Annotated in this window: 21 protein-coding genes; 7 read left to right on the top strand and 14 right to left on the bottom strand. The window is 51.4% G+C overall.

The genetic code is table 11. The features are described from left to right. Positions 1-118 precede the first annotated feature (118 nt). Positions 119-580, top strand: coding sequence for an EVE domain-containing protein (locus tag MK185_15320; protein MCH2041999.1), 462 nt, complete (start codon positions 119-121; stop codon positions 578-580). A gap of 17 nt (positions 581-597) precedes the next feature. Here the strand turns inward: MK185_15320 and MK185_15315 are convergent, their stop codons facing one another. The 10 genes from MK185_15315 to MK185_15270 all read right to left on the bottom strand — a co-directional run bounded on the left by MK185_15315 (position 598) and on the right by MK185_15270 (position 10,022). Beyond that, on the bottom strand, positions 598-1,044 hold the full coding sequence (locus MK185_15315) for an ester cyclase (protein MCH2041998.1): 447 nt from the start codon (positions 1,042-1,044) through the stop codon (positions 598-600). Between the two features lie 77 nt (positions 1,045-1,121). After that, on the bottom strand, positions 1,122-2,084 hold the full coding sequence (locus MK185_15310; GenBank protein ID MCH2041997.1) for an alpha/beta hydrolase: 963 nt from the start codon (positions 2,082-2,084) through the stop codon (positions 1,122-1,124). Positions 2,085-2,141: 57 nt separating this feature from the next. Next, complete coding sequence (locus tag MK185_15305) at positions 2,142-2,657, bottom strand: dihydrofolate reductase (protein ID MCH2041996.1); 516 nt, start codon at positions 2,655-2,657, stop codon at positions 2,142-2,144. 63 nt (positions 2,658-2,720) lie between these two features. Continuing rightward, positions 2,721-4,376, bottom strand: a complete 1,656-nt coding sequence (locus MK185_15300) for a bifunctional diguanylate cyclase/phosphodiesterase (GenBank protein ID MCH2041995.1) — start codon at positions 4,374-4,376, stop codon at positions 2,721-2,723. A gap of 253 nt (positions 4,377-4,629) precedes the next feature. After that, positions 4,630-5,424, bottom strand: coding sequence for a thymidylate synthase (gene thyA, locus MK185_15295; GenBank protein ID MCH2041994.1), 795 nt, complete (start codon positions 5,422-5,424; stop codon positions 4,630-4,632). A 26-nt stretch (positions 5,425-5,450) separates the two neighbouring features. Beyond that, entirely contained in the window at positions 5,451-6,257 is an 807-nt protein-coding gene (lgt, locus tag MK185_15290) for a prolipoprotein diacylglyceryl transferase (protein ID MCH2041993.1), read from the bottom strand. 85 nt (positions 6,258-6,342) lie between these two features. Beyond that, a complete protein-coding gene (locus tag MK185_15285; GenBank protein ID MCH2041992.1) occupies positions 6,343-7,128 on the bottom strand; it encodes a sulfite exporter TauE/SafE family protein in 786 nt (261 codons plus the stop codon). Positions 7,129-7,220: 92 nt separating this feature from the next. Continuing rightward, on the bottom strand, positions 7,221-8,081 hold the full coding sequence (locus tag MK185_15280; protein ID MCH2041991.1) for a transporter: 861 nt from the start codon (positions 8,079-8,081) through the stop codon (positions 7,221-7,223). A gap of 44 nt (positions 8,082-8,125) precedes the next feature. Beyond that, positions 8,126-8,473 carry a hypothetical protein gene (locus tag MK185_15275; GenBank protein ID MCH2041990.1) on the bottom strand — a complete coding sequence of 116 codons (348 nt, stop codon included), beginning with the start codon at positions 8,471-8,473 and terminating at the stop codon, positions 8,126-8,128. Between the two features lie 91 nt (positions 8,474-8,564). After that, positions 8,565-10,022 carry a serine protease gene (locus tag MK185_15270; protein ID MCH2041989.1) on the bottom strand — a complete coding sequence of 486 codons (1,458 nt, stop codon included), beginning with the start codon at positions 10,020-10,022 and terminating at the stop codon, positions 8,565-8,567. Positions 10,023-10,243: 221 nt separating this feature from the next. Here MK185_15270 and MK185_15265 point away from each other — a divergent pair, with 221 nt between their 5' ends. Beyond that, positions 10,244-11,101 (top strand): DUF6502 family protein, encoded by an 858-nt coding sequence (locus tag MK185_15265; protein MCH2041988.1) that lies wholly within the window; start codon positions 10,244-10,246, stop codon positions 11,099-11,101. Next, the gene (locus MK185_15260) at positions 11,085-12,413 is read left to right on the top strand and encodes a DUF5666 domain-containing protein (protein ID MCH2041987.1); all 1,329 of its coding nucleotides are present in this window, start codon (positions 11,085-11,087) and stop codon (positions 12,411-12,413) included. Before MK185_15265 ends, MK185_15260 begins: the two co-directional genes overlap by 17 nt. Before the next feature lie 30 nt (positions 12,414-12,443). On the opposite strand, the gene MK185_15255 is transcribed toward MK185_15260, so the two are convergent. The 4 genes from MK185_15255 to MK185_15240 form a co-directional block, all read right to left on the bottom strand. Continuing rightward, positions 12,444-12,908: a GFA family protein gene (locus tag MK185_15255; GenBank protein MCH2041986.1), complete on the bottom strand. Its 465-nt coding sequence runs from the start codon at positions 12,906-12,908 to the stop codon at positions 12,444-12,446. A gap of 72 nt (positions 12,909-12,980) precedes the next feature. Then, positions 12,981-13,496, bottom strand: coding sequence for a hypothetical protein (locus MK185_15250; GenBank protein ID MCH2041985.1), 516 nt, complete (start codon positions 13,494-13,496; stop codon positions 12,981-12,983). Between the two features lie 180 nt (positions 13,497-13,676). Next, entirely contained in the window at positions 13,677-15,440 is a 1,764-nt protein-coding gene (locus MK185_15245; protein ID MCH2041984.1) for a GspE/PulE family protein, read from the bottom strand. 39 nt (positions 15,441-15,479) lie between these two features. Then, the gene (locus tag MK185_15240; protein MCH2041983.1) at positions 15,480-16,919 is read right to left on the bottom strand and encodes a CYTH domain-containing protein; all 1,440 of its coding nucleotides are present in this window, start codon (positions 16,917-16,919) and stop codon (positions 15,480-15,482) included. A gap of 227 nt (positions 16,920-17,146) precedes the next feature. On the opposite strand from MK185_15240, the gene argE reads away from it, so the two are divergent. The 4 genes from argE (at position 17,147) to ykgO (ending at position 20,881) form a co-directional block, all read left to right on the top strand. Further along, positions 17,147-18,328, top strand: coding sequence for an acetylornithine deacetylase (gene argE, locus MK185_15235; GenBank protein MCH2041982.1), 1,182 nt, complete (start codon positions 17,147-17,149; stop codon positions 18,326-18,328). A 150-nt stretch (positions 18,329-18,478) separates the two neighbouring features. Next, entirely contained in the window at positions 18,479-19,777 is a 1,299-nt protein-coding gene (gene argA, locus MK185_15230) for an amino-acid N-acetyltransferase (GenBank protein MCH2041981.1), read from the top strand. Next, complete coding sequence (locus MK185_15225) at positions 19,774-20,562, top strand: spermidine synthase (protein ID MCH2041980.1); 789 nt, start codon at positions 19,774-19,776, stop codon at positions 20,560-20,562. Before argA ends, MK185_15225 begins: the two co-directional genes overlap by 4 nt. Before the next feature lie 166 nt (positions 20,563-20,728). Beyond that, positions 20,729-20,881 carry a type B 50S ribosomal protein L36 gene (gene ykgO / locus MK185_15220; GenBank protein MCH2041979.1) on the top strand — a complete coding sequence of 51 codons (153 nt, stop codon included), beginning with the start codon at positions 20,729-20,731 and terminating at the stop codon, positions 20,879-20,881. Positions 20,882-21,134 lie beyond the last annotated feature (253 nt).

Raw genomic sequence — 21,134 nt, 5'->3', positions numbered from 1 at the left:
ATGATTGCCTCAGTGCTGTAATAATTATTCTGCGCCAGTATTCTGATTCGCAGCGATGACAATACGATGATAGGCTGAGCAAAAGCCGCACCAATCCGTTTCTCAACACAACAAGCTAATGAATTACTGGTTACTCAAGTCCGAGCCCGACGCTTATAGTTATTCTGATCTTGAAAGTGCGCCGAATCAGCGCACATTATGGGATGGAGTGCGCAATTATCAAGCAAGAAACCTACTTAGGGATGAATTTAAATCCGGAGACCTGGCATTTTTCTACCACTCAAGTTGTAAAAATCCTGGAGTTGTCGGGGTTTGTCGTATCACGGCAACGGGAATCACAGACCCAACTGCGCTCGATCCGGCTTCCGATTATTACGATCCGAAATCGTCGCTGAAGAATCCGCGCTGGATTACCGTCGAAGTAGAAGCAGTCCGGCCACTTGCCAGAACCGTAACGCTGAAAGAACTCAAGAACTGCCCTGCGCTGGTCGATATGGTACTGCTCAACCGCGGCAGGTTATCAGTGCAGCCGGTTAGCGAAGATCAATGGGATTTGATTCTCGAGCTGGCCAACCATTAGTCGGGGCAATGGCGGCTTCAGATAACCGCCAGACTCTGCTTCTTACCCATGATACCTGCGGCCTGGTGCATCAAATCTGCGGTATCAAGAAGCGAATGGCCAGACTGAATAACACCCTGGCGGATTTTCCAGAAAGTGACGGCGTTGAGTGCCAGCAAGCGATCGGTTGGCTCAAATCCCATGAAAGGTTTAACCAGCGTGCCGCTGAAGGTGGATTGTGACACCACCTGATTACCTTCGGCCACCAGCTCATCAATCGCTATGGTGAAATCATCAAATGCGTCCTGAATCGTCTGCACCACAACCCCCATATTCTGCAAAGTCATCGGATGATCAATCATGCTGGCATGATAAGTAAATTCCGGAGCGACTAACGAATTAGCCAGATTAAAGCGTTTTTGGTTCCAGGTGAGTTCAATAAACTGCCGGATTAGCTTCTTATTATTTTCTGCTCGTTCTTCCATGGGTTACTCCTATTATGTGATTTCCGTATCTTGAGCAACCATCCTGGTTGCTTTCCTGCTGCGTTCAATCTGCCGGGCTAATCAAAATTCAGCCAACTGGCAACCTGCTGATAGACCTTCAGGCGATTCTCAGCCGATTCGTTGACGACATGATGCTGTCCGCCGGTCAACATAAAAACCTGCCGATTGGGGAACTTCTGCGACAGTATTTCAAGATTATGACACCAGTCCACGGTGTTGTCTGCGTCACCCTGGATTATATTGAGAGGCACATCACAGTTTGGACTTAATTCGACAAATGGAATCCACTGTCGCAATGCACCCACCCAGCGAACGCTGAGATGATGTGGTTGTAATGGGTCGTGTTCAGCGATGAATTTCAGGAAATGTCCATCCGCCGAGTTCTGCTTAAAGCTGCGCTTCACGCGGCGAAGAACCAGGCTTAAAACACTGTGCAGCACCCGTGCTTTCGCCCAGCCTTTGGGACGCACCAACGGCGCAAATAAGGTGATCGCTTTAAATGGAGACTGCTGCGGAGTCAGCTGGCGCTTCAACAGATAATTAATACTGATAGCGCCACCGGTACTCTGACCAAACAGATACAGCGGTCCGCCTAGGTGCACCTCTACCTGCTGTAAAACCAGACTGAACACCTCATCGTATTCCTGAAAACTGTTAATCGCGGCACGTTCGCCAGACGACAAACCGTGACCGGGTAAATCAAAGATAACGACATCCAGTCCCTGACGCAGACAAAATTCAATCAGAGAACCGTAAATACCGGTATGGTCATAATAGCCATGTAACAGCAATGCCGTGCCCCGTGCTCCTGGCTGCCGCCAGATTTGCACCGCAATATCGTAACCTGCCGTTTTCAGCAAACCGGCAAAATGGCTGACCTGATCAAGCTCCGCGAAGTCGAGTTTGTAGAATTGCCGATAAGCCCGCCACTGCTCGCTTTCGGCCAGACATGGCTGCTGCCATTGCAACTCAGGCATCTCTGCAATCAGACTCTCGCGCTGCCACCGGGGTCTTTCCACACCCATATATTTCTCTTAAGCTACTGATTAGACAAAGATTATAGACACAACCCGCAATCAGGCAGGTTCGTAGATATTAAAGCTATAGGCATAAGGGTTTGGCCCTTCTGCTGCAAAATCTTCACCGGCTACCTTACGCCAGGCGGCACGATCAAATTCCGGGAAACGGGCGTCACCTTCGACGTCGGCGTGCACCTCAGTCAGATACATACGATCAACCAATGGCAGCGCCAGAGTGTAAATCTCGGCGCCACCAATAATCATGGCCTCACCCTGACCATCAATCAGGCAAATATCCTCAGCCAGCTCACGGGCCTGTTCCAGCGACGCAACAACCCTGACACTGTTGTTCGCTCCTGGTGGCTGGTAGTCAGCTTGGCGGGTAATGATGATGTTACTGCGCCCTGGCAGTGGTTTACCGATACTCTCATAAGTTTTGCGGCCCATCACCACCGGCTTACCCAGTGTGATCTGCTTAAAATATTTCAGGTCGTTCGGCAGATACCAAGGGAGTTTATTATCGCGGCCAATAACGTGATTTTCGGCCAGAGCTACAATCAGTGAGAGTTTCAAAACAGCTACCCAGAACAAACAATGAGGGCCGATCATAACCAGCCATCCGCAGCTTGTAAAAAGTCAGCCCCGGCAGTGCCCTGCCTTTTCGGGTATTTCCTCCGCAGGAATTGGCCGCGAGAAGTAGTAACCCTGATATTGATCACAGCCAAAGGCTATCAAGCGTTCCAACACGTCTTTATCCTCGACACCCTCTGCGATCACCTTAAGCCCCAGATTGTGAGCAAGACCAATGATTGAATTGGCGATGGCAGCATCATTGTCGTCGGTGACGATATCTTTGACGAAGACACGGTCAATTTTGAGATAGTCGATCGGCAGATCTTTCAGATAAGACAACGAGGAATAACCGGTGCCAAAGTCATCTATAGCCACGGAAACACCAAGGCGTCGCAGATGTGCCAGCATTTCGATGCCCTGGTCGAGGTTATTCATCAACATACTTTCGGTCACTTCCAGCGTCAGTCGTTTTGGCGAAAGCCGACTGCTCTGTAATGCGCTTTTGATTTGCTGCGCCAGCTCCGGCTGCCGGAACTGACGTGGCGACAAGTTAACCGACAGTTTTGCAACGGACGGAATCTGTTGCTGTTGCAACCACCGAGAAAATTGCTCACAAGCAGACTGAATTGCCCATAACCCAAAGCGATCGATCAGACCGGTATCTTCCAATACCGGGATGAATACCGTCGGAGGCACATTACCCAATACCGGATGGCGCCACCGCATGAGCGCTTCGACACCGATGAACTCACAGCTATTCAAGTCAATCTGAGGCTGGTACGCCAGATACAACTCCTGGCGCTCCAGTGCATGATGCAGCGCGCTCTCCAAACCAAGGCGGACCTTATCTGCCGGCGAGTGGTGTTCTCGGTACAACACCCTGGCATTGCGGCCATTACGTTTGGCATCATGCAATGCCAGCTCGGTATGGCGCACCAGTTCACCCACATCAAAATTAACCCGACTAGCGAGCTGCATACCAATACTGGTACTGACAAAAATCTCGTGCCCGGCAATATCAAATGGCTGAGTGAAAGCCTGATTCAGTTTATCTGATACCCGGTACATGCCGTCATCGTCGTCGACATCATCAAGAATGACGGCAAAACTGTTACTCCCCAAACGCGCCAGCGTATCCGAACGCCGCACCTTCTCCATCATGCGTTCGGCGCACGCCACCAACAGCTGATCACCGATGTGATGGCCATAAATATCATTTACCACCCGAAAGCGATCAAGATCCAGAAACAACACACCCACGCCGCGGGCACGACGCTGATTCTGCAACAAACTGTGCTCAAGCCGATCCTGAAACAGACTTCGGTTTGCCAACTGGGTCAAAGGGTCGTAATGGGAAAAACGTTTCAACTGCGACTCATAGGCGCGCCGGGCACGTGCCTGCTCTATCAGGCGCTGCCAATCGGTCATGATGGACTCGTCCCAACTGGCCAATTCGTGCACTCCCAGGCCAATCAGGTTAACGCTGTTGTAATGCAGTTGCTGCACCGAAGGCAGTGCCACAATAATCGCAGCATCAGTCAAAGTCAGCTGGATCCGTTCAATCGCGGCTTTCAGTTCACTGTTGATGCGCTCTGCCAGAATCACAATGGTACTGTCCTGATTCATCGCAGAGCTGCAAATTTCGTCCACACACTCGACCATCGGTATGCCTGCCGAGTGCAAATCAGCGGGCACACTCTGTTGTTCCAGCAGGGACAATATATGAACCTTGGACAGCTCGGGTTTCGAATGGGGTGTCGGAGACATAAGAAAACTGATCGATGAACGTTTTCTCAGTATAGCCAGCAGTCGTCAAATGACAGCGACTCATCCTGTCATGACTGACATTTACCCCATCTGCTATCCACTTTTTTGCAATCGATGGACATGCTGGGACAGGGGCTGATCAAAAGTTATCCAAATCTCATTCCAGAGCGCCATAACCCTTATTATTTAAGGGGTTATAACGATATCAAACCGCAACTGGTGCTTTGATATGGGCATGGGACTGATAACCTTCAATCTCAAAATCGTCGAATTGATAGTCAAAGATCGAGTCTGGCTTACGGCCGATTTTCAGCTTCGCCAGTGGCATCGGCTGGCGGCTTAATTGCAGATCGGTTTGTTCCAGATGGTTCGCGTATAAGTGCACATCACCACCGGTCCAGACAAAATCACCCACCTCTAAATCACACTGCTGCGCCACCATATGAACCAACAAAGCGTAACTGGCGATATTAAACGGCACACCAAGAAAAATATCGGCGCTGCGTTGGTACAACTGGCAGGACAATTTGCCATCGGCAACATAGAACTGGAAGAACGCGTGACACGGCGGTAATGCCATATTGTTCACTTCCGCTACGTTCCAGGCACTGACAATCAGACGACGGGAATCCGGATTGTTTTTGATCTGATCCACCACCTGAGTAATCTGGTCGATATGACCACCATCCGGCGTTGGCCAGCTGCGCCACTGGGAACCATAAACCGGGCCGAGGTTACCTTCCTCATCCGCCCATTCGTCCCAGATGCTAACGCCGTTGTCTTTCAGGTATTTGATGTTGGTATCGCCACTCAGGAACCACAACAGCTCGTGAATGATGGAGCGCAGGTGCAGCTTTTTGGTGGTCACCAACGGGAAACCCTCACTCAGATCGAAACGCATCTGATAGCCAAAACAGCTGTAAGTACCGGTACCGGTACGATCCTCTTTAAAGGTGCCGTTTTCACGTACATGACGCATCAGATCGAGGTATTGTTTCATCGTTAGCTCTCAGTAAAAGTTGTTCATCAGGCCGTCTGACGGACCTTATCACCGCGGTAAGCCCACACCATAAAGGCGATACCAATGACAATCATCGGCATGCTCAGCAGCTGACCACGGCTGACCCAATCAAACAGATCAAAACCGATATGGGCATCCGGCTCACGGAAGAATTCGGCGATGGTGCGGAAAACGCCATATCCTATCAGAAATGCAGCACCAACGGCTTTTTGTGGGCGTGGTTTATTCGAGAACCACCACAAAATAACAAACAACAGGAAGCCTTCCAGCGCCGCTTGATACAACTGCGACGGGTGACGCGGTAACTCACCGGCACGCGGAAACACCATCGCCCAGGGCACAGACTGTGGATCGGCCACGCGACCCCAGAGTTCGCCACCAATAAAGTTACCGATACGACCAAACATCAGGCCCAGCGGAACAAAAGGGGCAACAAAGTCACCGACATCAAAAAACTGCTTCTGATATTTTTTACCGAACCAGGCCAGCGCCACCAAAACGCCGATCAGACCACCATGGAACGACATCCCACCTTCCCAGATACGGATCAGCATCAACGGATCTTCGAGCAGTTTCGGGAAGTTATAGAAGAATACGTAGCCCAGACGGCCACCGAGGATAACCCCCATGGCACCAAAGAAAATCAGATCAGATACCTGCTCCGGCGTCCAACCGGAACCAGGGCGCCTGGCACGCAGATTCGCCAACCACCAGCTGGTACCAAAGGCCAACAGATACATCAGGCCATACCAATGAACCTTTAATGGGCCAATCGCAATCGCAACCGGATCAATCTCAGGGTAAGTCAACATAACAACATCCTTGCGGCGGGATCAGCGGCTGAGTATGAGCAACGAATCCGGCAATTTTATTAAAGCGAAAATGGAAAACCGTCGGTTAAGACAACAAGAAGCGCAATCCAACCACAACCAACAGCAGGGCGAAGGCTTTTTTCAGTAATTTTTGGTCAAGCTTATGGGCCAGTCGGGCACCCACTTTAGCGAACGGCACACTCGTCAGTACAATCCCCCCAATTGCTGGCCAGTATAAAAATCCGGTGGTCCAGGCCGGTAAGTCGGAGTGATTCCAACCGGCAAACACATTACTTATGGCGCCGGTCAGGGCAATGGGTAATCCACAGGCCGCCGAGGTGGCAACTGCGCGTCGCATCGGGGTTTGCATCCAGGTCAGGTACGGCACGGTGAAGGTTCCACCGCCAATGCCAAACCAGGCAGAACCAAATCCCACCACACCACCGGCTGTGATCAAACCAGTATGACCCGGACGTGAACCATCACTCTTGGGATCGAGACCAAAGAACATCTTGATCGCGACTAATAAGGCAAATACACCAATAATTTTTTGTAAAACCGGACCCGGCACACTGGTGATCAGCGATACACCAACGGCGGTGCCAGCAATAATGCCAACACTCATCATGCTGACCAATGGCCAGTCGACCGCACCGTTTTTATGATGTTCTCGTACAGAGCTGATGGATGTGAACACAATGGTGGCCAATGAGGTAGCAACCGCCATATGGGTTAACACCGCTGCACTGATGCCCTGAGCCGCAAAGGTCAACACCAGTACCGGCACAATGACCATACCACCGCCAATACCAAACAAACCCGCTAACAAACCCGCAACCGCACCCACGGCGAGGAACAACAGAAAAATCATAACCATCACACACATTTTGCAAGGCGAGCATTATGCCCCGATGCCAGAAGATATGCACAGGATTGGTACCGCATTGCGCTTTACTGCAAGCCCTACAGCCGCCAACGGTAATTAACGCTGATACCAAGGTAATGGTCAGCCACAATTTCCGATAACCCAAAGCCGGCGTTGGCGGTCAACGAGAGCGCACGGTTTAGCCGCCAGTAGCCATTTACTGCAACCGAACGCGCTGCCTCAGACTGTGATTCCAGTTTTTGTTTATAAAAATAGGACGCGCCCAAACCGGTTGACTTACCCGGAAAAAACATCACACCTATGTGCGTGTACCAGCGCTGATCGTTGTCTTTGTTGGCCTGATATTGTCGCCAGTGGTGACCCAGTGAAGCACTCAACGTCAGCTGCTCAAAACGCTGCGAACGATGCATCGACAAGCGCCACTCATGACGGCCATTGGAAAATTCCTGCTCATCAGTTAGTGGTAACTTCCAACGCAGCGCCAGTCGCCAGCTTCCCTGGCTTTTGTCCAGCAAAGATCGTCTGTCTGCCCAGCGATAACTCAGCAGCACACTTGGGTCCGACAAACCACTGCGATGATGGGAGAAGGTTGAATATCGCTCGGGTTCGTTTTGCTCTGGATCCGGATCGTCATTATCCGGGCTGTCCACATCAAATTCATCAGCCAGCTGATCATCATCTGGCTGTTCTTCATCCAGATTGTCGCCATCAACAATTCGCTGACTGCCGTGCTGTTGAATAACAGCCTGGCTATACCCCAGCTGCCAGTTATCGTGGCGATAATTCAAGCGCAGCTGATTAACCCAGGTATCGGTGTCAGAGTCGCCACCATAATCGCCCTGGTAAAAGAACGAAGACCAGGAGGTCTGTACTTGCTCTGCGGCTGCGACAGACATCGCAATCGGCATAACCGTAATAATCAGAAGACGTTTGCTCATATTCTCTGTATCTGGCGCCAGCCGCTGAAATTGCAGTCGGGAAATCAGTTATTGAACGCTTTAATCCGGGTCGCCTGAATCGGGTTAATAACCTGAATCGACTGACCCCTGCGCTGGTCGGTTTCGAAATTCAACGTCGTTATTGTAGCAGCCTTCCGACAACGGTCTGGCCTTAAGCGTTTGATAACCAGCCTGTCTGTGTCTGGCCAGTCGAGTTCAAAATCCTGCGGTTTGGTGCAACCATGGCTCACCACATCCACAAACAGAACATTTCCCTGCCAGCGATAACCGTAAAGGGTTTCCAGTGTTGATGGCTCTGCAGGGTTATTGGTGCTGGTTGCACCGCAACCGGCCATCAGTACCAAACTGCACATCAATGAGAATTTTTCCATTATGCGACTCCTGAGTTCGCTGACCAACGGCCAGCTTATTCATTCGTTAAAAAGCCGGGTTGCCCCGGCTGAGAATCTCTTCTTCTGGTAATTATGATTTGCGACGGCCCACCAATGGCAGCGCTAACAAGCCCAGTAACATCAGCGGATTCAGTGCACCAGCAAACGTAACCTCGGATTTGTTCTCATCTTTTTCATCGCTGTTATTATCAGTGTTGTCATCGTTCGAATCGTTGTTATCAGCGTTATCGTCTGGTTCTTTATTGTCACAGCCGTTGTCGCCATCAGCATCCTCTTTATCGTTGGTCAGATTAAGCTCAGTAAAAATCGAACAGCTCACATCATCTGCTTCATCAAAAGCATTGCCGTTCAGGGCAAACAAATCGACCTCAATGGTTTGATGAGTCTGATGATTCGTTTTCAACTGCAGCTGACCCTCAGCAAAAGACTTGTTGCCCTGAGCTTGGTAGCTCACGCTGAAACGACAGCTCTTACCCGGCTCAATCGCCTGGTTAGCGCAGCTGTTCTCTTTAAGAGAGAAACCATCACCATCAATGGTCATATCACTCACCAGCAAATTGGCTTTGGCTTCTTTCGGATTCTCCAACGTCAGCTGGTCGCTGGCAGATTGCTGTCCTCTGTCGACGAATAAATCGATAGATTGCGGTAATCCCAGCACTTCTTGTTCTAACGGGCTGTCGGTACCACCAGATTGGTCATCCGGCTTATGTGCCGGCACCTCTCCTTTTTTCGCTTTAATAATCCAATCGCGATAAGCCGCTACACGGGTATATACACCGGGAAAGCTGGCTTTGGCACAAGCCTCACCAAAACTGGTCACGCCCAGTTGCACCATGCTGCCGCCGGACTGCACAAATAACGGGCCACCACTGTCAGCCTGACACGAATCTTTTCCGCCTGCCGGTAACCCCGCACACACCATATTGCTGGTAATCTCGACATCCAGTTTGCCGTAGTTGATTTTACAGTCGGCCTGCTTGTAAAGGGGGACTTTTACTTCCTGTAAAATCGTTGCAAGGCTGCTGTAATCACCGTCTCTGGTCAGCCCCCAGCCGATAGTCGTCAGCTCAGTTCCAACATTCAGATTGGCCATAAAGTTTGCATCGGCCAGCGCAACGGGTGTCTTATCCGACTCTTCGGCCAGCTTAAGCAACGCAATATCGTGGTCTGGGTCATAGTCCTGGTGCATATAAATAGCGCTGACCAGCAGGGTTTGTTCACCGCTATCCTTCGACTCCTGATCATATTCCGCGATAGTGACCTGAATATCGTCGGCGCCAACCTCCTCAAGACAGTGGGCCGCCGTTAATACCCATTGTTTGTCGATCAGACTGGCACCACAAAAATGTTGGCCACTGGTCTTACTTTTAATCGATACCATCCACGGATATGCCGTTTTTCCTGCATCAACACCGCCAATAATGCGCTGCTGAGGTGCATTGACGACACCGGCATAGCTCGGCAGTGCCGTTGAAAGCGCAACCGCCAGGGTACTGAGCGCGAGTGTTTTACTGTTAATCATCTTCATAGCTTTCACCTTCCGATTCGTTGTGATTGCTCTGCCGGGTAACCAGGAATTGGTGCTTGATTTAACACCCGACAATTCGAGGGAAATATTCCCTCAATTCCATTTCCACACTACGAGGGAATTTTTCCCTTGTCAAAACATTAATACTGGTGGTTTTGTGACAGGCATCACATTCGGGTAAAACAGTGGGAAAAAATCCCTCGCTTAGGTATGCTTGTTATATGAATAAGCCCCACGACACACAGCAACCGAGCCGCAGCGCCGCTCCAAAAGCCCTCAATCAAGCGGTTCAGCGCCTGTTGAAACCGCTGGTAAAACTATTGCTGTCGTTTCAGATCACCTATCCGGTGGTGCAGGAATGGCTGAAAAAAGCCATGGTTGATGTCGCCGAACGTGACTTCCCGCTACCGGGCAAGCCCCAGACCGACACCCGCCTCAGCTTGCTCACCGGCATTCATCGTAAAGACATCAAACGCCTGCGCGGCGAGCCACAACAAACCACACACACGCCAGAGGTGGTCAGCCTTGGCGTTCAGATTGCCGCATACTGGATGGCCCATTATTGCGATGCGAATGCCCAGCCGCTGGCGTTGCCGTTTAAGCAAACCGGGGATGCACAACCCAGCTTTGAAGCGCTGGTTGAGCAAGTTGCGAAGAAAGATATTCGTGCCAGGGTGGTTCTGGATGAGTGGCTGCGCCTGGGTGCCGCAGAAGAAATTGAGCAAGAGGGTGAGCTGAAGATTCAACTCACACCTAATGCGTTTGTTCCGAAACAAGGTGTCGACGAGAAAGCCTTCTTCCTGGGTCTGAACCTCGCCGACCATATCGCCACCGTCAGCAATAATTTGCTTCAACAACCGGCAAAATTTGAACGCTGCCTGTATTACGACGGATTGTCGGAAGCCTCGGTTGAAGAATTGAAACAACTGGCCGCCGACGAAGGCATGGCATTGCTGACACGCCTGAACCAGCGCGCACTGGAACTGAAGCAGCAGGATCAGCCAGGCAATTTTCACCAGCGCGTTAATGTTGGCATGTATGTGTTCGACGAGGATGAGCGTCATGAACCGCACCAGTAAGCGACTGCTCTGGCTGCTGTGTGGCTTACTGATCGCCTGCTCAACGCAGGAGTCACACTGGCGCTCTGTCGAAACCAGCAAAAGCGGTAAGATCGAATATCAGGGCCGCATAATAGCCCGCACTCCGGCTGTTGATAATGGTCTCGGAGGAACCGGCAAAGCCCCCTTCGCCAAACCGGAAAATGGTTTGGGTGGCACCGGTCAGCAGGCACGTAATGGCCTCGGAGGTACCGGCAGCCCGGTTGATCAGCAACAACCCAATACCCCACAAAATGGTCTGGGTGGTAGCGGAAAGCAACCCGGCAAAGCCACCATTGTTGGCAGCGTTAGCGCCTTCGGCAGCATCTGGGTGAACGATCGCCATATCCTATTGCCGCAGCATACCCGTTACTTCCGCGACGGCGCGCAAAGCCAGCGCGACGATATTCGCTTAGGTCAGGTGGTTGCTGTACTCGCCGATGAATCCGGTAAAGATTATCAGGCAATCGAAGTTCACTCGGTGAATAACGTGATTGGCCCGTTGACATCGGTGCAGAATCTGGCAAACAACAAAACCGAGTTACAGATTCTTGGCCAACGGGTGATTGTTGATAACCGCACACGACTGCTCGATCAGCATCAACAGCCATTGGCGGTAAACCAGCTGGTTGCCGGACAATGGCTCGCAGTCAGTGGCTTACGGGCACCGGATCAAACGATCCGCGCCAGCCTGATACGCGATTGGCCAGAGCAAATTGCACTGCTTGCCGGGCCCGTTTCGGCGCTTCAAGGCAGCTTTATGCTGGGTGAGCAGAAGCTGCAGTTTAAAGACGATATACCAGCACTGGATCAACCACTGACGCTCAGCGGTGAACTGGAGAACAACGAGTTTATCGTCGACGACTGGCACCCTATGCCACTGACCCGGTTACTGGAACTGGCGGATGAATTCTGGCTCGAAGGGTTCCCGATGGAAGATGCGGAGCTGTATCTGGAAGGTTTTGAAGTGCAACTGCCGGAAGCCTTCGACGGGTTGGAAATCGACGACAGCATCAGCATTGGTTTTGATGAAGACGAGGATGCGTTCTGGTTTGATGACGCACAACGTGACTTCGATCATGACCCTCATCATCACGAACATGATTCAGACCACGTTCGGGACGATGAGCCAGACTATGACTCTGACGACAACCATAGCGACCCGCTCGACGATGATGCCGCGGATGACATTGAGCCTCCAGAGCTGGACGACGGCTTTGAGTACGAGGATGACCATCAGCTGGAGTTTGATGAACTGCCGTTTCCGGAGGAGGACTACCGAAGTGAGATATAAATCCAGCGCCAACCCGGAATCAACCCGGAATCAACGCGGCAACCTCGCCAGCAGTTCTGCAGACAGTTTTGGTGGTCCGGGTTGTTGCATTAAACCATCGTTAATTTCGAACCAGTCCTGCTTAGCGCTGACCCAGACATGCTGCTGTGGCTGGAATACCTGCCTATCGTCGAGCAGTACTTCCGGAACCGCCAGAATATTTTTCAGAGCATACAGTTTGGTATAAATCGCAGAACCGCATTTGCTGCAACGCTGGTGCTCAATCGGAGCGCCAGAACCGCCGGTCTCGCGGTAGCTGTGTGTCTCGCCCACCAGTTCAAAACTGGGTTCGTCCATCATCATAAAACCGGTACACGGCGCGCTGGAGCGCTGGCGACAGGCATTGCAGTGGCAGTAGCCCGCAAACAGGGGTCCGCGAGAGACGGTAAAACGGCATTGGCCACAACGGCAGCCACCGCTGATCGGCGTATCGGGAGTCGGTTTAGAGTCAGTCATCGTTTTTATTATCTGATAAGAAAATGGTGCAGGGTCACTGAGGTGGCAGTTACCCTGAAACAACAAGCCATGTTAGCGTGCCGTAATGCGAATAAAGGTCTCCTGCAGAACTTTTACATCGTTGGCAGCGCGATGGCGGCCAACATCCAGCTCATCCCACAGATGTTGTTTCGTGTCATGCCAGGCTTCCATCTGTTCCTGAGTCAGCAGTTTATTCACCGTTTCAATACGGAAGCGCTGTACCAGTTCAGCCTCATCGAACATGCGGCCAATCCACGATGAGTCAAAACTCCAGGCATCCGAGTACAGGGTTTTACCGCGCAGCAGTTCGTTCATTTTCAGCGCAATTTCACGCGGCGTCAGGCCATGTTCTTCCAGCTGCTGACGAGAGATTCCATGGATCTTTTCCGCTTCATCACTCCAATGAGTCCAGCCAGGTGCGGGCTTAATCAGAAAACTGTGTACCTGACGATCTTCCAAGGCGAAGCCGACTTCGATCGGGTAACTACCGCGGCCAAAGCCTGATGCCTCTAAATCAATAATGGCCGGCGGTTGTATTGCGGGCCCTTCTTCCTGTGTGTTGTCCACCTTGAGTACCAAGCGTCTCTTTATGTTGTACGTTATGTTGTTTCTTTATACTTTTAACTGCGGCTAAGTTTAGTCGCTGTTGCCTTACGAAACTATGAAGAGGGCAACATTTTCTGTCCGTGAGGTGCTTTTCCAGAATGCCTTCGTTACATTTTGGACAGAACCGGTCGTTTGATTCAATTACATTTTGGACAAGGGAGCCACCCGCATAACCTCGTTAATGGTGGTTAGCCCCGCCGCCACTTTGTGCGCCCCGCTCAAACGCAGACTGTGCATCCCCTCTTTCATCGCGGCCTGGCGCAGTTTGGCATGGTCCGTGGCGTCATCAATCAGGCTTTCCAGCGTGTTGCTCATCGGCATCACTTCGTAAATGCCCATGCGGCCAAGGAAACCGGTGCCACGACATTCAAGACAACCATTAGCGCGATAAATTTTCTCGGGCGCTTTTACTAACCATGGAGACGTCAGCTGCTTCCAGTCTTTTTCATCGACGTCATGAGCGACTTTACAGTGCGGACATAACGTCCGCACCAGGCGCTGGGCCATCACCCCCAGCACAGAAGATTTAATCAGATACGGCGGCAAGCCGAGTTCCTGCAACCGGGTGAAAGCAGAGGGTGCATCGTTGGTGTGTAACGTCGATAACACCAAGTGGCCGGTTAACGCCGCCTGCACCGCAATCTCGGCAGTCTCCAGATCACGCACCTCGCCCACCATGATGATATCCGGGTCCTGACGCAACAATGCCCGTACCCCATCGGCAAACGCCAGATCAATCGCCGGGTTCACCTGCATCTGGTTAAACGAGCCTTCCACCATCTCGATCGGGTCTTCGATGGTGGATACGTTCACCTCTGAGGTCGCCAGTGTTTTCAGAGTGGTGTACAGCGTGGTGGTTTTACCGGAACCGGTTGGGCCGGTAACAAACACGATGCCGTGGTTGTTGCTGGTCATATGATCCCAGCGACGTTTATCTTCTTTACTGAAGCCGAGGTCGGAGAAGCTGCGCACCAAAACCGATGGGTCGAATACACGCATCACCATCTTCTCGCCAAACGCGGTTGGCAGCGTCGACAAACGCAATTCTACTTCTTCGCCAGATGGCGTTTTGGTCTTTAAACGGCTGTCCTGAGGGCGGCGTTTCTCCGCGATGTTCATTCGCCCCAACGATTTAATCCGTGCGACAACGGCCTGGGAAACCTGAGCCGGAAATTCGTAGACATTGTGCAATACACCATCAATACGAAAGCGCACATGTCCCACTTCCCGGCGCGGCTCAATGTGAATATCACTGGCGCGCTGATCAAACGCGTATTGCAGTAGCCAATCGACGATATTAACGATGTGTTCGTCGTTGGCATCCGGCGCCTGGGCTTTGCCCAACTCCAGCATAGCTTCCAGATTCTGTACCGAGCTGATACCACCGTGGGCCTGGCCTGCCCGGTTAACCGAGTTCGCCAACTGGTAGAACTCAACCCGGAAGCGATCAATATCCGATGGCGCCACCAGTACCCGGGTCACCGTTCGCCGGGTGGTGTGTTCCAGATCAGCCATCCAGCCCGTAACAAAGGGTTCTGAAGTGGCGACCACGACTTCCTCTTTACTGACTTTTACGGCCAGGATTTTATGGCGATCGGAGAAAGCGTATGACATCTGTGCGGTGATGGCAGTGACGTCAATTTCGAGTGGGTCGATATTGTAACTCTCGAGGTTGTTCGCCGCTGCCAACCACTCCATCAATGCCTCTTCCGTGAGCGCTTTACCGTTGCGGGCATCGCTAAAGTTCTGGCGCGCCACCATGGTCAACGGATGCAGACTTTCCTCGCCCTGATTACGGCGAATGCTCAAACCGCTCTCATGCTCCTCCTTAGACAACACGTCGTCACGACGAAGTTCTTCCAGCAAGGTGGCTAAGGTTAGGTGGCGATCCGCCTGGGCCTGCATCATTATTGTTGTTCCTCGTTGTATTGCCCGAACTCAGCGTTAACGCAAGGCGCTGTTGAGCTCAAGCCATCTGCCCCAGAATTCGTAAGGCAGTTCATCCGTCAGTTGTTCGGTCTGTTCAACCGTTAACAGCTCGGGTTGTGCAATCAGACTTTGTATCAGAGATTGCCCGTTAAGCATATCAGACAGTAACCGTCGCTCGCGTTGATACGGCGCATTTTCCTCACCTTGTTGCAGCTGGCGACGCAGTGCATGCAGGTGTTGTAAACGCGACACCTGAGACTGAAGTTCGGCCCATTGATTCACATGCCAATGTTCGTGAGGACCTTCAAAGGCTTGCTGCGCTTCTTTCCAGCTACGGTGGAAATAATGACTGAGCGTTTCGCCACTGACATTCACTGCGGCTTCGGCCAGCTGTGTTAATGGTGGCAGCTGCTTGTAGCTCCAGTGACCGATCTGCAATAACGCCTGAGCCAGGGCCTTATCGTTACGCAGTTGCTGCGCCTGCGATAGCCAGCGCTGTCGCACTTCGGCGTCATTAAAGAAACGCTGTGCGGTCGTTAATGCTGACAACCCTTCCAGACACGCATGCAGCTGGTCGAGTGCATTTCGCAACTCTTTGGTTTGTTTGCGCTTAATAATTTTTCCGCACCACTGCGGCAGGTGACGCAACGCCAACCAGTGCTGCCAACATTCCAATGCGGCCTGAGAGTTTTCCTCCCAGATGGTTTTTTCCAGTGTGCGTTTAAACAAGATCAGGTGATGCTGCAGCCACTGTGGTACAGCCATAGCGAGGGATTGTTGTTCATTAAGCTGCGGATAAATGGTTGCCCAACGCACACCGATGTTGGCTAATTGATAGCCACGCTCGGCTTTGCTGATATCACTCAGCCACAACGGTGCCTGCTCACTCAGTTGCTGCGCCATCGCCCATAAACCGTCAACATCGCCGTCGAGCAATTCCAGCTCTAACTCACATAAGGGTTGCGTGTTGCTCTCACCGTCGGCATTCGCCTGAACGTCACCCTGATCAATAACCACTTCAGCGGTGGTCGTTTTGCCATTAACTTCCAGCGTCCAGCGCCAGGCACGACGATTAAACTGCGTACTGAATACTGGCTTCAGTTGATCGATCGCAACACCATTCGGCCAGAATGACTGGACTTCCGGATCGGCCAATACGTCAGCATCCAGTTGATTGCCCGTCAGTGGCCAGTTCCATTCACGACGCTGATGCATACCGCCCTGGGAAGAGCCTGCGGTTTTTAACGTCTGCTCAAAACGATCGCCTTTCTGGCGAATACGCAGTGCTGCTTTTGCCGCGGCTAATGCCGCATCGTCGCTATCGAAATAGTGATTATTCAGCTGCTTTTCGCCATCGGCTTCCGCGTTCTGATTAAGGAAGGTCACCAGAGGGTTATTCTGGTCATTAAGATTCTGCGGACAAAGCCGCAGTTTTAGTTCGATTTCTGTAGTCATGGCGGTATTGTTAAGGGCACAGCGATGATTCGCAAGAAAACTGTTTAAAAATTACAAAGCCTTAAAGCCATCGGTGAGCAGGTATGTTTTTCAACGCAGCCACAGGATGTGGCGGAAGGAGCCCAGGCACAGGGATGTGCCTTGGATCCGGCGGCTGAAAAATATAGCTGTTTATCGCTGGCGACGCCGGGAATCGGTGTACAACGCAGCATAACAAGGAGCTATACGTGGCAGCACAATTCCGCCTTCCCGGTACGGTAGAAAAATTCAGTACCCTGATCGGCCATAACAGCATCAGTTCGGTGTTACCGGAATACGATCAGAGCAATATGGCGGTGATCAACAGCCTGGCGACCTGGCTGGAAGAACTGGATTTTCGGGTACAGATTCTTCCGCTGGAGAACCATCCCGGCAAAGCCAATCTGGTGGCCACCCTCGGCGAAGATAACGGCCAGGGCGGCGGCTTAGTATTAAGTGGTCATACCGACACCGTGCCCTGCAATCCGGAAAAGTGGCAGTCCGACCCTTTTACCTTAACCGAACGCGACAATCGTTTTTACGGTTTGGGCACCTGCGATATGAAAGGCTTTTTCGCTCTGGTGCTGGATGCGGTGGAACAATTTCGCGGCGCCGAGTTTAAGCAGCCGTTAATTGTTCTGGCGACCGCGGATGAGGAAAGTTCGATGTCCGGTGCGCGAGCATTAACGCAACAGAATGCACTTAAAAGTGACAACAAAAAACGTTACGCCGTGGTCGGTGAGCCCACTAGCCTGAGGCCCATCCGCATGCACAAAGGCATCATGATGGAAAACGTGCGGATTACCGGGCGTGCCGGACATTCATCAAATCCGGCGCTGGGCATCAGTGCGATGGACGCGATGCATTCGGTTATGGGTGAGTTAATGACCATCCGCAAAGACCTGGCTGCGAATTTTCAGAATGCCCATTTTGCCGTACAGAGCCCAACCATGAATCTCGGTTGTATTCACGGTGGTGACAATCCCAATCGTATCTGTGGCAGCTGCGAGCTGGCATTCGATCTGCGTGCCCTACCGGGTATGAGCAATGACGATCTGCGTGAAGAAATCCGCACCCGACTGACTCCGGTGGCGCAGGCGCATGAAGTGGAGCTGGAGGTTGAACCGCTGTTTCCCGGCGTTAATCCGTTTGAAACGGCAGAATCCAGCGCCATTGTTCAAGCCTGCGAGCGTTTAACTTCGGCCAAAAGTGAAGCGGTGGCGTTTGCCACAGAAGCGCCTTTCCTGCAGGAACTGGGGATCGAGACTCTGGTACTGGGACCGGGCAACATTGATCAGGCTCATCAGGTGGATGAGTACCTGGCCCACGACCAGATTCAGCCTTGCGTGGATTTAATCAGCCAGTTAATTAAAGAGTTCTGCCTGCAATAACGGCAGCGGTGTTAAACTTAGCGCCAGCACATTATTGACTACTAAAAACCGCAGCGATTAATCAGGAAACGTAACCGAATCAGCATCATGAACGACGAAACCAAGCCGCAGCAAAGTGGTAACAACCACACGCCATTAGATACTTCACCAATGAAGAATAACGACTACGTCAAATGGTTCCGCCATTCGTCGCCGTATATCAATGCGCACCGCGGTAAAACCTTCGTCATTATGTTTGAGGGTGATGCCATCGCCCACGATAACTTTAATAATGTGATTCAGGATATCGCCCTGCTTAACAGCCTCGGCGTGCAACTGGTTCTGGTGCACGGAGCCCGCCCGCAAATTGATGCGGTATTAAAAACCCTGTCGATTAAAAGTGACTTCCACAATGGTTTTCGCATTACCGATAGCGCCGCCCTGAATGCGGTCAAAGCGGCTATTGGTATGGTGAAGTCGGATATCGAATCTCTGCTGTCGGTGGGTGTTCCCGGCTCGCCAATGCATGGCGCGCGGATTCGCGTTATCAGCGGTAATTTTGTCACAGCAAAACCCAAAGGGGTGATCGACGGTATCGATTTTCAGCACACCGGAGAAGTGCGACGGGTGGAACACCAGGCCATCAGTGAATTGCTGCAACAGCGGAATATTGTATTGCTATCTTGCGCCGGTTATTCCCCCAGTGGGGAAATGTTTAACCTGACGGTGGAGGACGTTGCCCAACAAGCAGCCATTGCACTGCGTGCCGATAAATTACTCATTCTGGGGAAAGACGCCGGTCTGACCGATACCCGCAACAATATCATTCGCCAGCTAACCAGCACCCAGTTACAGGAATTATTGCCCGAGCTGGAAAGCGACGCGCTGGCGCATGCTGAAGCTGCCTTAAACGCCGTAAAGCAAGGTGTGCCTCGAGCGCAATTGTTAAGTTACGCTGAAGATGGCGCCTTATTGCAGGAATTATTTACCCGCGAGGGTGACGGTACCCTAATCAGTCAGGAAGCTTACGATCAATTACGGGCAGCCAATATCGATGACGTTGCCGGTATTCTGCAGTTATTAAAACCACTAGAAGATCAGGGCGTACTGGTGCGTCGGTCGCGTGAATTACTGGAAACCGAAATTCAGCGTTTTTATGTGATTGAACGCGACGGTTTAATCACAGCTTGCGCTGCACTGTATCCGTACTCCGACAAACAGGCGGAACTGGCTTGTGTGGCTGTACACAATGATTATCGTGGCGGCAATCGTGGCCAGCGTCTGCTGGAACAAATTGAGCAACAAGCCAGACGGCGTCATTATCAGCAGCTGTTTGTGTTAACCACACGCACGGCTCATTGGTTTGTTGAGCAAGGTTTTGTTGCAGGCGATGTCAGCGAATTACCTCAGGAAAAGCAGCAGGCTTACAATCTGCAACGTAATTCCAAAGTGTTTTTCAAAAACCTGTGAACCCGCAAACCTTATTAGTCGCCAACGAATTACTGGGCCGTGAAGTTCATCGCCGTTTTGATGACCACGGTCCGATTCAGGTGTTTGACGACGGCACTAAACGTTATCTCAGTTTTGGTACCACCGACGAACAAAGCTGCCAGCTCAAATCCGCCCCTTTCCAGTTACAGCATGACTATCTGCGATCGATGTTTACGGTACTGACGCAGTGTCAGGACCTATCGGCATTAACGTCGGCGACAGTGTTGGGGCTGGGTGGAGGCTCATTAACCTCAACCCTGTGGCAGCAACTGCCTGATGCTCAGATACACGCGGTTGAGTTACGCCCGGCCGTTGCTCAGGTTGCGTTTCAGTATTTTGCCTTGCCACGGGATAAACGCCTGAAAGTGCATGTCAGCTGTGCCAGCGACTATCTGACAAAGTTGATTTCAGCGGGCTTAAAAACCGATTTATTATTCTCAGATTTATACTTGGCTGATGGCCTGAACCCGGTGCAGCAACAGCAGGATTTTTTACAGCAAAGTGCCAGCGTATTAGCGGATAATGGTTGGCTGGTGCTGAACCTGTGGAAAGAGCACCGCCAAGATGAGCCATTGCTGCAGCTGATTAAGCGTTTATTTCCAACCGTTATGCAGGCAACAACGCACGATGGCAACTGGATTCTGTGGGCTTCGCGTCGGCCTGCCCTGGAGAAAAATCAGGCTCAGAAACGTTGCAAAGAATTACAGCCACAGTTTGGGTTTAACCCCTGGAGTTTTTGCAAGCCGTTTTATCGGCATCAATAACCACCAATTCCCGAATTCAATGCTCAAACAATAACGATTATCAATTGCCTTTACCTTTCTATTGTTATGTTATAACATCTTAAAATCATCCTTGCGGTAATCCCATAACGTGGGGTTCAAAGCGATGTCTTACTTACGGACAGTCAACGCATTAAGGTAATCAAAAATGAAAGTTGTGAATTCACTGAAAACGGCCAAATCTCGTCAACCAGACTGCCAGGTAGTCAGACGTCGTGGCCGCTTGTTTGTTATTTGTAAATCCAATCCGCGCCTGAAGGCGGTTCAGGGGAAACCGAAGAAAAGAAAAATTAATTCCTGATCCGATAAAACCCTGGCAGCACCACGCGCTTAGTGTGTCAGGGTTTTGTATACCTGATACCCGGGCATGTTCACGGGAATAAATGCTCACAATATTCGAGGCAATCTAATAACCACTTACGATAACGCTCATCGAGCATTCGTTAGGTATAGTTTGATGAAACGATAAACAGACCAACAATAATATCAGAACCATCAACAACCTCCCCTTCACTCAGTCGTTGCGTACCTGAAAGACAATTGATGATGCACCC

It is taken from the genome of Saccharospirillaceae bacterium (assembly GCA_022448365.1).
In the GTDB taxonomy this organism is placed as follows: domain Bacteria; phylum Pseudomonadota; class Gammaproteobacteria; order Pseudomonadales; family Oceanobacteraceae; genus Bacterioplanoides.
The sequence above is the reverse complement of the archived record's forward strand: the minus strand, read 5'-3'. Positions and strand labels throughout refer to the sequence as shown.

What these genes read in the sequence shown, in the direction of transcription:
- MK185_15320 (MCH2041999.1), top strand. Translation starts at nt 119, where the DNA reads ATGAATTACTGGTTACTCAAGTCCGAGCCCGACGCTTATAGTTATTCT.
- MK185_15315 (MCH2041998.1), bottom strand. Translation starts at nt 1,044, where the DNA reads ATGGAAGAACGAGCAGAAAATAATAAGAAGCTAATCCGGCAGTTTATT.
- thyA (MCH2041994.1), bottom strand. Translation starts at nt 5,424, where the DNA reads ATGAAACAATACCTCGATCTGATGCGTCATGTACGTGAAAACGGCACC.
- lgt (MCH2041993.1), bottom strand. Translation starts at nt 6,257, where the DNA reads ATGTTGACTTACCCTGAGATTGATCCGGTTGCGATTGCGATTGGCCCA.
- MK185_15285 (MCH2041992.1), bottom strand. Translation starts at nt 7,128, where the DNA reads ATGATTTTTCTGTTGTTCCTCGCCGTGGGTGCGGTTGCGGGTTTGTTA.
- MK185_15280 (MCH2041991.1), bottom strand. Translation starts at nt 8,081, where the DNA reads ATGAGCAAACGTCTTCTGATTATTACGGTTATGCCGATTGCGATGTCT.
- MK185_15275 (MCH2041990.1), bottom strand. Translation starts at nt 8,473, where the DNA reads ATGGAAAAATTCTCATTGATGTGCAGTTTGGTACTGATGGCCGGTTGC.
- MK185_15270 (MCH2041989.1), bottom strand. Translation starts at nt 10,022, where the DNA reads ATGAAGATGATTAACAGTAAAACACTCGCGCTCAGTACCCTGGCGGTT.
- MK185_15265 (MCH2041988.1), top strand. Translation starts at nt 10,244, where the DNA reads ATGAATAAGCCCCACGACACACAGCAACCGAGCCGCAGCGCCGCTCCA.
- MK185_15260 (MCH2041987.1), top strand. Translation starts at nt 11,085, where the DNA reads ATGAACCGCACCAGTAAGCGACTGCTCTGGCTGCTGTGTGGCTTACTG.
- MK185_15255 (MCH2041986.1), bottom strand. Translation starts at nt 12,908, where the DNA reads ATGACTGACTCTAAACCGACTCCCGATACGCCGATCAGCGGTGGCTGC.
- MK185_15245 (MCH2041984.1), bottom strand. Translation starts at nt 15,440, where the DNA reads ATGCAGGCCCAGGCGGATCGCCACCTAACCTTAGCCACCTTGCTGGAA.
- MK185_15240 (MCH2041983.1), bottom strand. Translation starts at nt 16,919, where the DNA reads ATGACTACAGAAATCGAACTAAAACTGCGGCTTTGTCCGCAGAATCTT.
- argA (MCH2041981.1), top strand. Translation starts at nt 18,479, where the DNA reads ATGAAGAATAACGACTACGTCAAATGGTTCCGCCATTCGTCGCCGTAT.
- ykgO (MCH2041979.1), top strand. Translation starts at nt 20,729, where the DNA reads ATGAAAGTTGTGAATTCACTGAAAACGGCCAAATCTCGTCAACCAGAC.